10 protein-coding genes, 2 rRNA genes and 1 other annotated feature (1 of these 13 running past the window's edge) are annotated in these 14,493 nt (G+C 43.9%); all 12 genes read right to left on the bottom strand.

Annotated elements, in window-relative coordinates:
* Positions 1 to 16: a binding site (T-box leader), on the bottom strand; it reaches 216 nt to the left of the window's first position.
* The 12 genes from gltX to MHI33_RS00560 all read right to left on the bottom strand — a co-directional run bounded on the left by gltX (position 16) and on the right by MHI33_RS00560 (position 14,404).
* Positions 16 to 1,467: a glutamate--tRNA ligase gene (gltX, locus tag MHI33_RS00615; RefSeq protein ID WP_268453928.1), complete on the bottom strand. Its 1,452-nt coding sequence runs from the start codon at positions 1,465 to 1,467 to the stop codon at positions 16 to 18. It overlaps the preceding feature by 1 nt.
* A 94-nt stretch (positions 1,468 to 1,561) precedes the next feature.
* A complete protein-coding gene (ispF, locus tag MHI33_RS00610; protein WP_003216928.1) occupies positions 1,562 to 2,038 on the bottom strand; it encodes a 2-C-methyl-D-erythritol 2,4-cyclodiphosphate synthase in 477 nt (158 codons plus the stop codon).
* Between the two features lie 3 nt (positions 2,039 to 2,041).
* On the bottom strand, positions 2,042 to 2,731 hold the full coding sequence (gene ispD, locus MHI33_RS00605; protein ID WP_034665643.1) for a 2-C-methyl-D-erythritol 4-phosphate cytidylyltransferase: 690 nt from the start codon (positions 2,729 to 2,731) through the stop codon (positions 2,042 to 2,044).
* 13 nt (positions 2,732 to 2,744) lie between these two features.
* On the bottom strand, positions 2,745 to 3,845 hold the full coding sequence (locus tag MHI33_RS00600; protein ID WP_003217214.1) for a PIN/TRAM domain-containing protein: 1,101 nt from the start codon (positions 3,843 to 3,845) through the stop codon (positions 2,745 to 2,747).
* A 153-nt stretch (positions 3,846 to 3,998) separates the two neighbouring features.
* Positions 3,999 to 5,078, bottom strand: a complete 1,080-nt coding sequence (disA, locus tag MHI33_RS00595; RefSeq protein ID WP_065097644.1) for a DNA integrity scanning diadenylate cyclase DisA — start codon at positions 5,076 to 5,078, stop codon at positions 3,999 to 4,001.
* A gap of 2 nt (positions 5,079 to 5,080) precedes the next feature.
* Positions 5,081 to 6,460: a DNA repair protein RadA gene (radA, locus tag MHI33_RS00590; RefSeq protein ID WP_034620767.1), complete on the bottom strand. Its 1,380-nt coding sequence runs from the start codon at positions 6,458 to 6,460 to the stop codon at positions 5,081 to 5,083.
* 93 nt (positions 6,461 to 6,553) lie between these two features.
* Positions 6,554 to 8,989 (bottom strand): ATP-dependent protease ATP-binding subunit ClpC, encoded by a 2,436-nt coding sequence (clpC, locus tag MHI33_RS00585; protein ID WP_034665649.1) that lies wholly within the window; start codon positions 8,987 to 8,989, stop codon positions 6,554 to 6,556.
* A complete protein-coding gene (locus MHI33_RS00580; protein WP_065097645.1) occupies positions 8,986 to 10,077 on the bottom strand; it encodes a protein arginine kinase in 1,092 nt (363 codons plus the stop codon). The genes clpC and MHI33_RS00580 overlap by 4 nt, the downstream gene beginning before the upstream one ends.
* A 4-nt stretch (positions 10,078 to 10,081) precedes the next feature.
* Positions 10,082 to 10,639, bottom strand: a complete 558-nt coding sequence (locus MHI33_RS00575; RefSeq protein WP_034620770.1) for a UvrB/UvrC motif-containing protein — start codon at positions 10,637 to 10,639, stop codon at positions 10,082 to 10,084.
* A 14-nt stretch (positions 10,640 to 10,653) separates the two neighbouring features.
* Positions 10,654 to 11,118, bottom strand: a complete 465-nt coding sequence (locus tag MHI33_RS00570; protein ID WP_060697832.1) for a CtsR family transcriptional regulator — start codon at positions 11,116 to 11,118, stop codon at positions 10,654 to 10,656.
* Between the two features lie 178 nt (positions 11,119 to 11,296).
* Positions 11,297 to 11,412, bottom strand: a 5S ribosomal RNA gene (gene rrf / locus MHI33_RS00565).
* A gap of 61 nt (positions 11,413 to 11,473) precedes the next feature.
* A 23S ribosomal RNA gene (locus MHI33_RS00560) occupies positions 11,474 to 14,404 on the bottom strand.
* Positions 14,405 to 14,493: the final 89 nt, after the last annotated feature.

Raw genomic sequence — 14,493 nt, 5'->3', positions numbered from 1 at the left:
CTCGCAACGATTTCCTTATATTTGTTTAATGCGGTTTAATACCGTTTCTTTACCTAGTAGTTCAATACTTTGCGGAAGTTCTGGGCCATGCGTTTGTCCTGTGACAGCCACACGAATTGGCATGAATAGTTTCTTGCCTTTATGCCCTGTTTCTTTTTGTACCGCTTTAATAGCAGCCTTGATTTCATCAGGTGTGAAAGATTCAAGTCGTTCAAGCTGACCAGCAAAAGATGCCATGACTTCTGGTACTTGCTCCTCTGCTAGAACTTCCTTTGCCTCTTGATTATACTCAATTTGCTCCTTAAAGAACAACTCTGTTAACTCAACAATTTCTGCTCCATAGCTTAATTGTTCGTGATACAGAGCAATCAGCTTGCGCACCCACGTGTTTTCTTCATCTGATAGCTGCTCGCTTACCTTGCCTGCCTTTTGAAGATGCGGAAGTGTTAACGCAACAACTTGATCAAGATCAAGTGCTTTCACGTATTGGTTATTCACCCATTTTAGTTTATGCATATCGAATAGAGCTGGTGACTTAGAAAGTCGGTTTACATCGAAAATGTCGATGAATTGCTCTTTTGTAAACAGTTCTTCTTCGCCCACTGGAGACCATCCAAGTAGTGCAATGAAGTTGAACAGGGCTTCTGGTAAATAGCCCAAGTTTTTATATTGCTCGATGAATTGAATAATGGATTCATCACGCTTGCTTAATTTCTTGCGGTTCTCGTTCACAATCAGCGTCATATGTCCGAATAACGGAACATCCCAGCCAAATGCATTGAAGATCATGATTTGTTTAGGCGTATTCGAAATGTGATCCTCTCCACGGAGAATGTGAGTCATTTTCATCAAATAATCATCCACTGCTACAGCGAAGTTATAAGTTGGCGTACCATCTTTCTTCACAATGACAAAGTCACCGATGCCGTCTGTCTCAAATGAAATATCGCCTTTGACCATGTCGTCAAATTTAATGATTTCTCCTTTTGGCACTCGGAAGCGGATGCTTGGCTCTCTTCCTTCAGCAATCATCTTGTCCTCTTCTTCTTTTGATAAATGACTGCATTTACCAGAATATCGAGGCATTTCACTGCGGGCGATTTGTGCTTCACGCTCTTCCTCTAGCTCTTCAGCCGTACAATAGCACTTATACGCCAAGTCCTTCTCTAGCAGCTCGTCATAATACTTTTTATAAATATCATTACGCTCTGATTGTCTGTAAGGGCCGTAGCCGCCATCTTTATCAATGCTCTCATCCCACTCAATACCGAGCCATTGCAGGTGGCGAAGCTGGCTTTCTTCTCCGCCTTCTACATTACGCTTTTGATCCGTATCTTCAATTCGAATAATAAATTTGCCGCCTTGACTGCGTGCGAACAAATAGTTAAAAAGAGCCGTTCTAGCATTCCCAATATGTAAATGACCAGTTGGACTCGGTGCATAACGAACACGCACTTCATTTCCCATGAGTTTAACTTCCTTTCATCTGCATCATGTTGTCTGACACCAATTTTTTATAAACGTATTTTATCATCAAATCTCATTCTCATCAAAATGAGTTTTACTTTTTCTGAAGAAGCACCGTTGCCTGAGAGGCAATTCCTTCGCCTCTTCCTGTAAATCCGAGTTTCTCTGTCGTTGTTGCTTTCACATTCACCTGTGTGACATCTGCCTCAAGCGCTTCAGCAATCTTCTCACACATTGGTTGAATGTAAGGTGCCATTTTGGGCTTTTGCGCCATGATGGTGCAATCAATATTCACAAGTGTGTAGCCTTTTTCCTTTACTAGTGCCCACACATGCTGCAGTAATTTAAAAGAATCCGCATCCTTAAACTCAGGATCTGTGTCTGGGAAATGTCTGCCGATATCTCCTTCAGCAATCGCACCTAGGCAGGCATCTGCCACTGTGTGAAGCAGTACATCAGCGTCTGAATGCCCAAGCAGCCCCTTTTCATAAGGGATGGTGACCCCGCCGATAATCAAAGGTCTCCCCTCTGTTAATTGATGTACATCAAAGCCTTGTCCTATTCTCAACATGATCTAGTACCCTCTTTCCGCATCCATAATTGCCTTGGCAACCAATAAATCATCCGGTGTCGTCAGCTTAATATTGGTGTAATCTCCTTGGACAATATACACGTTTTCACCATGTAATTGTTCCACAAGACTGGCGTCGTCTGTTCCAAGGAAACCGGTCCGCTCTGCATATTCATGCGCCTCTTTTAAAATAGAATGACGAAAAGCTTGTGGGGTCTGGACTGCCCACAAGCTCTGACGTTCAATGGTTTGTTCCACTTTGCCTTCTTGAACGCGTTTGATTGTGTCTTTCACTGGTACCGCTACAACTGCGGAGCCTTTTTCAATCGCTGCTTTAACGAGCAAGTCAATCTGTGTATGCTTAATAAAAGGCCTTGCCCCATCATGAACAAGCACGATGTCCGCATCTTTCACAGCCTTTAATCCTTCGTATACACTTTGCTGACGTTCTTCACCGCCAGTGACAAGTGAAACAGGCGTTTGAAAAGCGTGTACCTTGAGTAGCCTTTCAAAGTCTTGACGCTCCTCTTCATTGATCGCTAGGATCATGCGTTTGCATTGCGAATGAGCGTCAAATACCTTTAGTGTATGAATAATGACCGGCATTCTTTTCAGCTCAATAAAAAGCTTATTGCGGCCGGCCTTCATTCGTTTCCCCTGCCCCGCAGCCGGAATAACTACTTCATAATACATGTTCGTTCTCCCTTTAGAGCGCCTTCTCCAGAAGTTTTGGCTTCGCAAAAATCATTCTTCCAGCAGCAGTCTGCAGCACACTTGTGACGAGCACATCGATGTCTTTTCCAATGTAATTGCGTCCTTCTTCGACCACAATCATCGTACCGTCATCTAAGTAAGCAACACCTTGGTTATGCTCTTTCCCATCTTTAATGACCTGTACCTTCATTTCTTCCCCAGGCAGCACAACCGGTTTCACCGCATTGGCTAGATCATTGATGTTTAACACTGCTACTTTTTGAAGTTCGCATACTTTATTTAAATTAAAATCATTTGTCACAACAACACCTGAAGTTAATTTAGCGAGCTTCACAAGCTTGCTATCAACCTCTTGAATGTCTTCAAAGTCACCTTCGTAAATTTCAACTTTGATATCTAATTCTTTTTGAATACGATTTAAAATATCAAGACCTCTTCGGCCTCTATTTCTCTTTAATACATCAGAAGAGTCTGCAATATGCTGTAATTCCTCGAGCACAAATTGAGGAATGACCATGACACCTTCTAAGAATCCAGTTTGACAAATATCTGCGATTCTTCCATCAATGATAACACTTGTGTCTAAAATTTTCAGCTTTTTATCTTCTATTTCAGGTTCATCATCGGCTGCTCCTTTTTTCTTGGTGACCTTTGCAGATCGGGAGAACAGCCCCATCATTTCATCCTTCTTTTTAAACCCTACCTGAAATCCAAGGTATCCTAAAAAGAAAGCCAGGAAAATCGGAATAATAGTACCAAAAATATGATATGGGATATTGTTTAGCGGGATCACGTTTACAATAAGATATGCTAGAATAAGTCCAAATACTAATCCGAAACTTCCAGAAATAAGATCAGGAAGAGGCGCCTTTAATAGAGAATCCTCGATCCATTTCACCCAATTAACCACATAGCCTGTGCACCATTTACCGATGATAAAGAACACAGCGGCTCCTATTAGTGCTGAAGAGTAAGCATTTGTTATAAAAGGTATGTCCTTTACATTTAACAGCAGAAATAACTCTGGAATGATAAAAATCCCTACAACTGCACCAAAAATGATAAAAAACGCCTGAACGATTCTTTTTAACATACCTTCACCTCCTTTATTTTTCATCTGTCAATCCACCCTCACCTGACATTGATATATGTTTAAGTTTCCTATCATGATCAATAGAAAACAAAAGCATCATTAATATACCCATATTCATCCATTTTTAACCGTGTTTAGAGAAAATTTCTCTTCTTACAGCTGTCGGTCGATATAATGTTTTTCTTGCAGCCTCTTTAATCCTTTTTTTATCTTTTTCGCTCTTACTTCTCCAATTCCTTCTACTTCATCCAAATCTTGTACATCTGCTTCCATAATTCGATCTAACACACCGAACGCTTCAACCACGTTTTCGACGATTGGCATAGGCAATCTAGGGATTTTGTGAAGCAATCTATAGCCTCTTGTGTACACATATTCGTCAATATTTGTAGAAACTGGATAGCCAAGTAACTTGTACAGAATGGAGTCATCTAAAAGCTCAAAGCTAGACATATCTTGGAGCTGTTTAAGCAGAACATACGGATCTTTAATTTTTTCTTTCACGTAATCTTTAATAAATAAAGCCGCTTCCTGCTCCATATCTGTAATCAATTCATTGACTTGCAGACGGATCAAATGTCCTTCTGTTCCGAGCTCTTTGATATACATATTGATTTCATTTTTGATTCTAAGCACCATCTCGTAACGATGCAGCACGGATAATACATCACCAAAGGTCACAAGCTCTTCAAATTCTAGGGCGCTTAGCGCAGAAATGGCGTGATCTAAAATGGTTTTATATTTCTCAAGTGTTTGTATGGCTTGGTTGGCCTTCGTTAAAATAAAACCAATATCTTTCAGCGTGTAACGACGATTCCCTTGGTATAAGGTAATGACATTCCTCCGTTCAGAAATCGCAATGATTAAGCAACCTGTCTGCTTCGCTACACGTTCAGCAGTACGGTGTCTCATGCCCGTTTCCGATGAATGGATTGTTGCATCTGGCATGAGCTGTGTATTCGCATACAAGATCTTTTGACCAGAATCGCTTAAAATAATGGCCCCATCCATTTTCGCCAATTCATATAAGTGTGCTGGAGAGAAGGCAGAATTAATGTGAAATCCTCCATCGACAACACTCTTTACTTTGTCGTTATAACCAACAACAATAAGCCCGCCAGTATTGGCTCTCAGGACATTTTCGATCCCAGCCCGAAGAGGTGTCCCTGGTGCCACAAACTGTACGATATCTAAGAGATCGAGTTCTTTCGCTCCTTTTTTCTCTTTTTCCATTTCTATGATCCCCCTAGTGAAATTCGAAGTGCCTCCGCTACATTTTCTACACCAACTAACTCAATCCCTCTCGGCTTTTTCCATCCATCTATATTCGCCTGAGGAATAAACATTCGCTTAAATCCTAGTTTCGCAGCTTCCTGCACACGCTGTTCAATTCTTGATACTCTTCTGACTTCTCCCGTCAAACCGACCTCTCCTATAAAGCAATCCGCTTGATGCGGCGCTGCGTCTTTAAAGCTCGATGCAATGCTGACCGCAATGGCCAAGTCAATTGCTGGTTCGTCAAGCTTCACACCGCCTGCGACCTTTAAATACGCATCCTGGTTTTGCAGCAGTAGTCCAACACGTTTTTCTAAAACCGCCATGAGTAGTGACACTCGATTATGATCAAGACCAGTGGCCATTCTACGCGGATTTCCGAAGCTTGTCGGTGAAATTAATGCTTGTATCTCGACAAGAACAGGTCTTGTTCCTTCCATTGAGGCAACAACACACGAACCAGATACACCTGCCGAACGTTCTTCTAAGAAAATTTCGGATGGGTTTAATACTTCCGTGAGCCCTTCCTCTCTCATTTCAAAAATCCCTAGTTCATTCGTCGAACCAAATCGGTTTTTCACCGCACGCAAGATACGAAACGTATGGTGACGCTCGCCTTCAAAATAAAGAACCGTGTCCACCATATGCTCTAAAAGGCGTGGACCTGCGATCGAGCCTTCTTTGGTCACGTGACCAACGATAAATATTGGAATACCATTTGTCTTGGCAATCTTCATCAGCTGTGCTGTACATTCTCTCACTTGAGATACAGACCCAGGAGCTGACGTAATATCGCTTTGATAAACGGTTTGAATCGAATCCACCACGACAAAAGCGGGTTTCATCTCTTGTATAGCAGACGTTATATACTCCATATCGGTTTCAGCCAAAACATGTAAAGAGGTGCTTTTTATGCCAAGGCGGTCCGCTCTTAGCTTCGTTTGTTTAATGGACTCCTCACCAGATATGTATAATACATTCTGATTTTTGTCTGAGAGCTGTGCTGATACTTGTAATAATAATGTGGACTTCCCAATCCCAGGATCTCCGCCAATGAGAACAAGAGAGCCTTTGACAATTCCACTTCCTAATACTCGGTTAAATTCTTCTAAATTCGTTTTGATTCGGGGTTCATCAGATGTTTCAATTGCAGATATAGGTGAAGGTTTTTGAATGGTTTGAACAGAATGATTAAAAGCACTTCGACGGTTTGCCGGCTCTTTGCGAACGACCTCTTCTGTCATACTGTTCCACGTGCCGCAGCCTGGACATTTCCCCATCCATTTGGCTGACTCATAACCGCACGATTGGCATATAAATTTTGATTTTGTCTTAGCCATAGATTGAAGAATACAACTCCTTATACTGGTCAGAAAATAAGTAAAGGGAGGCATACACCTGACTGGTATGCCTCACACTTTTTTCTTACTATATTAGTTCGTAGCAGCCGTCGTTTTTACGACAATTTCTCCATCTTCCACATCTAATACGATATGTTGACCTTTTTCAATATTACCCTTAAGAAGCTCCTCAGAAAGTCGATCCTCCACATGCTTTTGAATCGCTCTTCTTAACGGACGCGCACCGTACTCAAGGTCTACACCTTCGTCGGCAATCTTCGCTTTTGCTGCTTCTGTCAATTCAATTGAAAGGTCTTGTTCTTTTAATCGTTTCGTCAATTGATCAGACATGAGAGAAACGATCTCTTTTAAATGTTTCTTTTCAAGTGAATGGAAGACAATGATTTCATCAATACGGTTGATGAATTCTGGTCTAAACGCACGTTTCAACTCGCCCATCACTTTGCCTTTCATATCTTTGTAATTTTGACCTTCATCCTGCACGTTAAAGCCAACATATTTATTTCGCTTCAGTTCACTAGCTCCAACGTTGGATGTCATGATCAAAATCGTATTTCTAAAGTCAACGGTACGCCCTTTAGAATCAGTCAGACGACCATCCTCTAACACTTGCAGTAAGATGTTGAATACATCTGGATGCGCCTTTTCAATCTCGTCTAAAAGCACAACAGAATAAGGTTTTCTTCTCACTTTTTCAGTCAGTTGTCCGCCTTCTTCATAGCCAACATACCCTGGAGGTGACCCAACAAGTCTAGATGTAGAGTGTTTCTCCATGTATTCAGACATATCGATACGGATCATCGCTTCTTCATCACCGAAAATAGACTCTGCGAGTGCTCTTGCAAGCTCCGTTTTACCAACCCCTGTTGGGCCTAAGAAGATAAATGAGCCGATTGGACGTTTTGGATCTTTTAGACCAGCACGCGCACGTCTCACAGCTTTTGCTACAGCGACAACCGCTTCATCCTGCCCGATTACACGAGAATGGAGTAATTGTTCCATATTCAGAAGCTTATCTGTTTCTGTTTGGGCAATTTTTGAAACAGGCACTCCCGTCCAGCTAGAGACAACCATTGCGATATCATCAACTGATACCTCTGAATTCTCCTGTCCTTGCTTTTCTTTCCAAGATTTCTTGGTGACTTCTACTTTTTCACGCAAACGCTGCTCTGTATCGCGAAGAGAAGCTGCTTTTTCAAATTCTTGACTTTGAACAGCCGCATCCTTTTCCTTGCGTACTTCATCTAGCTTTTGCTCTAGTTCTTTTAGGTTAGGCGGTGTTGTGAAAGAACGCAAACGGACTTTCGAACCTGCCTCATCAATTAAATCAATCGCCTTATCTGGAAGGAAACGATCAGAAATATAACGGTCAGACAGCTTCACCGCCGCCTCAATCGCTTCATCTGTGATGGACACACGGTGATGTGCCTCATAACGATCTCTAAGACCTCTTAAGATTTGAATACTTTCATCAACAGATGGCTGATCTACTTGAATTGGCTGGAAACGTCGTTCAAGCGCAGCATCCTTTTCAATATATTTACGGTACTCATCTAACGTTGTCGCCCCGATACATTGAAGCTCTCCACGTGCTAAGGATGGTTTGAGAATGTTAGATGCGTCAATCGCACCCTCTGCTCCACCAGCACCAATCAGTGTATGAAGCTCATCAATGAAGAGAATGATATTTCCTGCCTGACGAATTTCGTCCATGACTTTTTTCAAACGATCCTCAAATTCACCACGATATTTCGTACCCGCTACAACGGTTCCCATATCAAGTGTCATCACTCGTTTATCGCGCAGGATTTCAGGCACTTCATTATGAATAATTTGCTGTGCAAGACCTTCAGCGATGGCTGTTTTACCAACACCAGGCTCACCAATTAGCACAGGGTTATTTTTTGTTCTTCTGCTTAGTACCTCAATGACACGCTGAATTTCTTTGCTTCGTCCAATGACTGGGTCCAAGCTGTCTTCTTTCGCAATAGCTGTTAAATCTCTTGCCAAGCTATCTAATGTTGGTGTATTTGCATTGCTATTAGAACCAGCGGCAGATGCACCTGTTTCATTGCTGCCAAGCAGCTGCAGGACTTGCTGACGTGCTTTATTTAAGCTCACTCCGAGGTTATTTAAAACGCGGGCAGCTACACCCTCTCCCTCGCGAATAAGACCTAATAGAATATGTTCTGTCCCTACATAGGAATGACCTAGCTTTCTTGCTTCATCCATTGAAAGCTCCGTGACCTTCTTCGCTCTAGGCGTATAATGAGGAATAGCTTGAGACACCTCTTGCCCTCTTCCAATCAAGCTTTCGACTTCTTTTTGGATTTTATCTGAAACAAGGCCCAGTGCTTCTAACGCTTTTGCGGCGATGCCCTCACCCTCACGTACTAGACCAAGTAAAATGTGTTCAGTACCAATGTTCTTATGGCCTAGGCGAATGGCTTCTTCTTGTGCAAGTGCTAATACCTTTTGAGCTCTTTCAGTGAATCTTCCAAACATCATATCGTTTCATCCTCCTGTCCATTCCTATGCATTTCTAAACGCAGCCTTTCTCTAATAATCGCTGCTCGTTTTATATCTCGTTCATTTGGCTCCAAAGCTCCTCCAGAATATTGTTGAAGAAAGCCAGGCTGTGTCAAAATCATGAGTTCATTCAGTATATTACTTGAAAGCCCCTTAATGATACCTAAATCAATTCCAAGGCGCACATCTGACAAACACTTAGCTGTTTCCTTTGATTCAATCATGCGACAATTGGACAAAATCCCTAACGAACGGTACACTCTGTCCTCAAGTTCAATTTTAGATGTTTGATATAACGCTTTTCTTGCAGATCGCTCTTGTTCAATGAGCTGAGCGGTCACACTATTTAAATCATCTACAATATCCTCTTCTGATTGACCAAGTGTCATTTGATTTGAAATTTGAAAGATGTTCCCTATTGCTTCGCTGCCTTCACCATAAATTCCTCTGACGACAAGACCTAATTGATTAATCGCCGGAATTATTCGGTTCATTTGTCTTGTGAGGGCTAAAGCTGGTAAATGCATCATGACCGAAGCCCTAATACCTGTACCTACATTGGTTGGACAGCTTGTTAAGTATCCTCGTTTTTCAGAAAACGCATAATCCACTTGCTCTTCAATCCAGTCATCTACCTGGTTAGCCGCTTTCAGTGCATTGGCTAGTTGGAATCCTGGGAATAAGCATTGGATCCGAATATGGTCTTCTTCATTCAGCATCACACTGATTTCTTCATTTTCAGAAAGCAAACAACCACCAAATCTTGATTCTGCTAAGTTTGGGCTGATCAAATGCTTTTCAACAAGTACTCTCTTTGCTAAAGGCTGCGTTTCATTCATTCGAATCAGAACAAAGTTTCCGATGTCCTTCACTTCCTGGCTAGCAAACTTTTGCTCGAATTGCTTGAGAACAGCTTCAGCCTCTTCCTGAGAAAACTGAGTTGGGAAACGAACATGCTCTAGGTTTCGTGCTAGCCTGATTCGACTGCTTAGAACAATGTCACTTTCTGGTCCTTTTTGTTTCATCCATTGACTTAAAGCGTCTTGAATAAAATGCTGGAGCGACATGTTGTTAATCTCCCTCCCTCTGCTGAGATTGCTCATGCTCTAATGCACGAATTTGATCTCGAACTTCCGCTGCTTTTTCAAACTCTTCTTGTTCAATTAACTGCTTCAGTTCTTGCTGCATCAACTCAAGTTTCCGGCGCACATGAAGACTGCCGGCAATCCGTTTAGGCACTTTTCCATGATGGACTGTATTTCCACTATGGACTTTCCTTAAAACAGGGTTCAGATACTGATCAAATGAACGGTAGCATTCTGCACAGCCAAAACGGCCTGTTTTTCTGAATTGTTGAAAGGTTAAGCCACACTTAGGACATTGATCCACTTCTCTTGCTTCTTGAAAAATAGATGATCCCTTATTCGCACTTGTGGTAAAGCTAGGATCAATATTCAATAAACCCGATAATAAGTTGTGAATCGAGAAACCTTGGTTTCCACTCATAGCATATGAATCACTGTTTTCTTTTGCACATTGTTCACATATGTGCATTTCCTGTTTTTCTCCATTTATAACTTTCGTAAAGTGAAAAGTGGCTGGTCTCTCATTGCATTCTTGACAAATCAATCTTTTCACCCGCTTTACTTTAATTTCAAAGCATTTAACATCGCTATCATCATCCGAGCCCTCAATTCATCCCGTTCAGGTAAATCAATGTGCAAAACAGAACGGTCCATGACACTGATCATCATCTTTGCTTCTCTTTCAGATAAAATGTTATTTTCGACAAGACGCATGATGATATGATCAGAGGCAGCCTGTGATAAACGATGATATATTTGGGAAATAATGTTGTTCAATAAGTCGACTTCATCATTCATTTTGACTTTAATGATGCGGATATAGCCACCGCCGCCACGCTTACTTTCAACGATATAGCCTCTCTCGCTCGTAAAGCGTGTATTGATAACATAGTTAATTTGTGAAGGTACGCATTGAAACTTATCTGCAATTTCATTGCGCTTAATTTCTAATATTTCTCGACCATTCTGATCCAAGACTTCTTTCAAATACTGCTCGATGATATCAGAAATATTTTGTGCCACTCCGCCTCCTCCTCCATTGACTTTGACTATATTTGACTTTAATCTTACTATAAATTTTTTCGGTCGATTTTTCAAGATAATCGCTCAACTAAGAATATTATTTCCACATTTATATGGTGTCAAACCTCTCAAAAACACAAAAAAAGATCAGTTCCTTATGGAACTGATCCTTAGAAAAGCTTGGCGGCGTCCTACTCTCACAGGGGGAGACCCCCAACTACCATCGGCGCTGAAGAGCTTAACTTCCGTGTTCGGTATGGGAACGGGTGTGACCTCTTCGCTATCGCCACCAAACCTGATGGAGAGAATGTTCTCTCAAAACTAGATAACAATGTTCAAGCTTCACATTAGAATATAGGTTAAGTCCTCGATCTATTAGTATCTGTCAGCTCCACGTGTCACCACGCTTCCACCTCAGACCTATCAACCTGATCATCTTTCAGGGATCTTACTTCCTTGCGGAATGGGAAATCTCATCTTGAGGGGGGCTTCATGCTTAGATGCTTTCAGCACTTATCCCGTCCGCACATAGCTACCCAGCGATGCCCTTGGCAGAACAACTGGTACACCAGCGGTGCGTCCATCCCGGTCCTCTCGTACTAAGGACAGCTCCTCTCAAATTTCCTGCGCCCGCGACGGATAGGGACCGAACTGTCTCACGACGTTCTGAACCCAGCTCGCGTACCGCTTTAATGGGCGAACAGCCCAACCCTTGGGACCGACTACAGCCCCAGGATGCGATGAGCCGACATCGAGGTGCCAAACCTCCCCGTCGATGTGGACTCTTGGGGGAGATAAGCCTGTTATCCCCGGGGTAGCTTTTATCCGTTGAGCGATGGCCCTTCCATGCGGAACCACCGGATCACTAAGCCCGACTTTCGTCCCTGCTCGACTTGTAGGTCTCGCAGTCAAGCTCCCTTGTGCCTTTACACTCTGCGAATGATTTCCAACCATTCTGAGGGAACCTTTGGGCGCCTCCGTTACATTTTAGGAGGCGACCGCCCCAGTCAAACTGCCCACCTGACACTGTCTCCCTGCCCGATAAGGGCAGCGGGTTAGAAGGTCAATACAGCCAGGGTAGTATCCCACCGATGCCTCCACCGAAGCTAGCGCTCCGGTTTCCAAGGCTCCTACCTATCCTGTACAAGCTGTACCAACATTCAATATCAGGCTGCAGTAAAGCTCCACGGGGTCTTTCCGTCCTGTCGCGGGTAACCTGCATCTTCACAGGTACTATAATTTCACCGAGTCTCTCGTTGAGACAGTGCCCAGATCGTTGCGCCTTTCGTGCGGGTCGGAACTTACCCGACAAGGAATTTCGCTACCTTAGGACCGTTATAGTTACGGCCGCCGTTTACTGGGGCTTCAATTCGCACCTTCGCTTACGCTAAGCGCTCCTCTTAACCTTCCAGCACCGGGCAGGCGTCAGCCCCTATACTTCGCCTTACGGCTTCGCAGAGACCTGTGTTTTTGCTAAACAGTCGCCTGGGCCTATTCACTGCGGCTTCTCGGGGCTTTAACACCCTAAGAAGCACCCCTTCTCCCGAAGTTACGGGGTCATTTTGCCGAGTTCCTTAACGAGAGTTCTCTCGATCACCTTAGGATTCTCTCCTCGCCTACCTGTGTCGGTTTGCGGTACGGGCACCTCTCACCTCGCTAGAGGCTTTTCTTGGCAGTGTGGAATCAGGAACTTCGCTACTAAATTTCGCTCGCCATCACAGCTCAGCCTTCACGGGAAACGGATTTGCCTATTTCCCAGCCTAACTGCTTGGACGCGGATATCCAATACCGCGCTTACCCTATCCTCCTGCGTCCCCCCATTGCTCAAATGGTGAGGAGGTGGTACAGGAATATCAACCTGTTGTCCATCGCCTACGCCTTTCGGCCTCGGCTTAGGTCCCGACTAACCCTGAGCGGACGAGCCTTCCTCAGGAAACCTTAGGCATTCGGTGGACGGGATTCTCACCCGTCTTTCGCTACTCATACCGGCATTCTCACTTCTAAGCGCTCCACCAGTCCTTCCGGTCTGACTTCACAGCACTTAGAACGCTCTCCTACCACTGTTCGTAAGAACAGTCCGCAGCTTCGGTGATACGTTTAGCCCCGGTACATTTTCGGCGCAGAGTCACTCGACCAGTGAGCTATTACGCACTCTTTAAATGGTGGCTGCTTCTAAGCCAACATCCTGGTTGTCTAAGCAACTCCACATCCTTTTCCACTTAACGTATACTTTGGGACCTTAGCTGGCGGTCTGGGCTGTTTCCCTTTCGACTACGGATCTTATCACTCGCAGTCTGACTCCCAAGGATAAGTCATCGGCATTCGGAGTTTGACTGAATTCGGTAACCCGGTAGGGGCCCCTAGTCCAATCAGTGCTCTACCTCCGAGACTCTTACCTTGAGGCTAGCCCTAAAGCTATTTCGGAGAGAACCAGCTATCTCCAGGTTCGATTGGCATTTCACCCCTACCCACACCTCATCCCCGCACTTTTCAACGTGCGTGGGTTCGGGCCTCCATTCAGTGTTACCTGAACTTCACCCTGGACATGGGTAGATCACCTGGTTTCGGGTCTACGACCACGTACTCATGCGCCCTATTCAGACTCGCTTTCGCTGCGGCTCCGCATCTTCTGCTTAACCTTGCACGGGATCGTAACTCGCCGGTTCATTCTACAAAAGGCACGCCATCACCCTTTAACGGGCTCTGACTACTTGTAGGCACACGGTTTCAGGATCTATTTCACTCCCCTTCCGGGGTGCTTTTCACCTTTCCCTCACGGTACTGGTTCACTATCGGTCACTAGGGAGTATTTAGCCTTGGGAGATGGTCCTCCCGGATTCCGACGGAATTTCACGTGTTCCGCCGTACTCAGGATCCACTCTGGAGAGAACAACATTTCAGTTACAGGGCTGTTACCTTCTTTGGCGGGCCTTTCCAGACCTCTTCGCTTATATCGTTCCTTTGTAACTCCGTATAGAGTGTCCTACAACCCCAAGAGGCAAGCCTCTTGGTTTGGGCTGTTCCCGTTTCGCTCGCCGCTACTCAGGGAATCGCATTTGCTTTCTCTTCCTCCGGGTACTTAGATGTTTCAGTTCCCCGGGTATGCCTTCTCATACTCTATGTATTCAAGTATGGATACTACTCCATTACGAGCAGTGGGTTTCCCCATTCGGAAATCTCCGGATCAAAGCTTGCTTACAGCTCCCCGAAGCATATCGGTGTTCGTCCCGTCCTTCATCGGCTCCTAGTGCCAAGGCATCCACCGTGCGCCCTTTCTAACTTAACCATTTCTTACTTTAGAAAGAATCACTATGTGTGATGAACTTTGCATTGCATTCAATGTGAATGTATTACTTATTGTTATCTAGTTTTCAA

Source organism: Bacillus sp. FSL K6-2971 (assembly GCF_038006405.1).
Lineage (GTDB): Bacteria > Bacillota > Bacilli > Bacillales > Bacillaceae > Bacillus > Bacillus pumilus.
This window is presented reverse-complemented; position numbering and strand designations above follow the sequence as displayed.

What these genes read in the sequence shown, in the direction of transcription:
- gltX (WP_268453928.1), bottom strand. Translation starts at nt 1,467, where the DNA reads ATGGGAAATGAAGTGCGTGTTCGTTATGCACCGAGTCCAACTGGTCAT.
- ispF (WP_003216928.1), bottom strand. Translation starts at nt 2,038, where the DNA reads ATGTTGAGAATAGGACAAGGCTTTGATGTACATCAATTAACAGAGGGG.
- ispD (WP_034665643.1), bottom strand. Translation starts at nt 2,731, where the DNA reads ATGTATTATGAAGTAGTTATTCCGGCTGCGGGGCAGGGGAAACGAATG.
- MHI33_RS00600 (WP_003217214.1), bottom strand. Translation starts at nt 3,845, where the DNA reads ATGTTAAAAAGAATCGTTCAGGCGTTTTTTATCATTTTTGGTGCAGTT.
- disA (WP_065097644.1), bottom strand. Translation starts at nt 5,078, where the DNA reads ATGGAAAAAGAGAAAAAAGGAGCGAAAGAACTCGATCTCTTAGATATC.
- radA (WP_034620767.1), bottom strand. Translation starts at nt 6,460, where the DNA reads ATGGCTAAGACAAAATCAAAATTTATATGCCAATCGTGCGGTTATGAG.
- clpC (WP_034665649.1), bottom strand. Translation starts at nt 8,989, where the DNA reads ATGATGTTTGGAAGATTCACTGAAAGAGCTCAAAAGGTATTAGCACTT.
- MHI33_RS00580 (WP_065097645.1), bottom strand. Translation starts at nt 10,077, where the DNA reads ATGTCGCTCCAGCATTTTATTCAAGACGCTTTAAGTCAATGGATGAAA.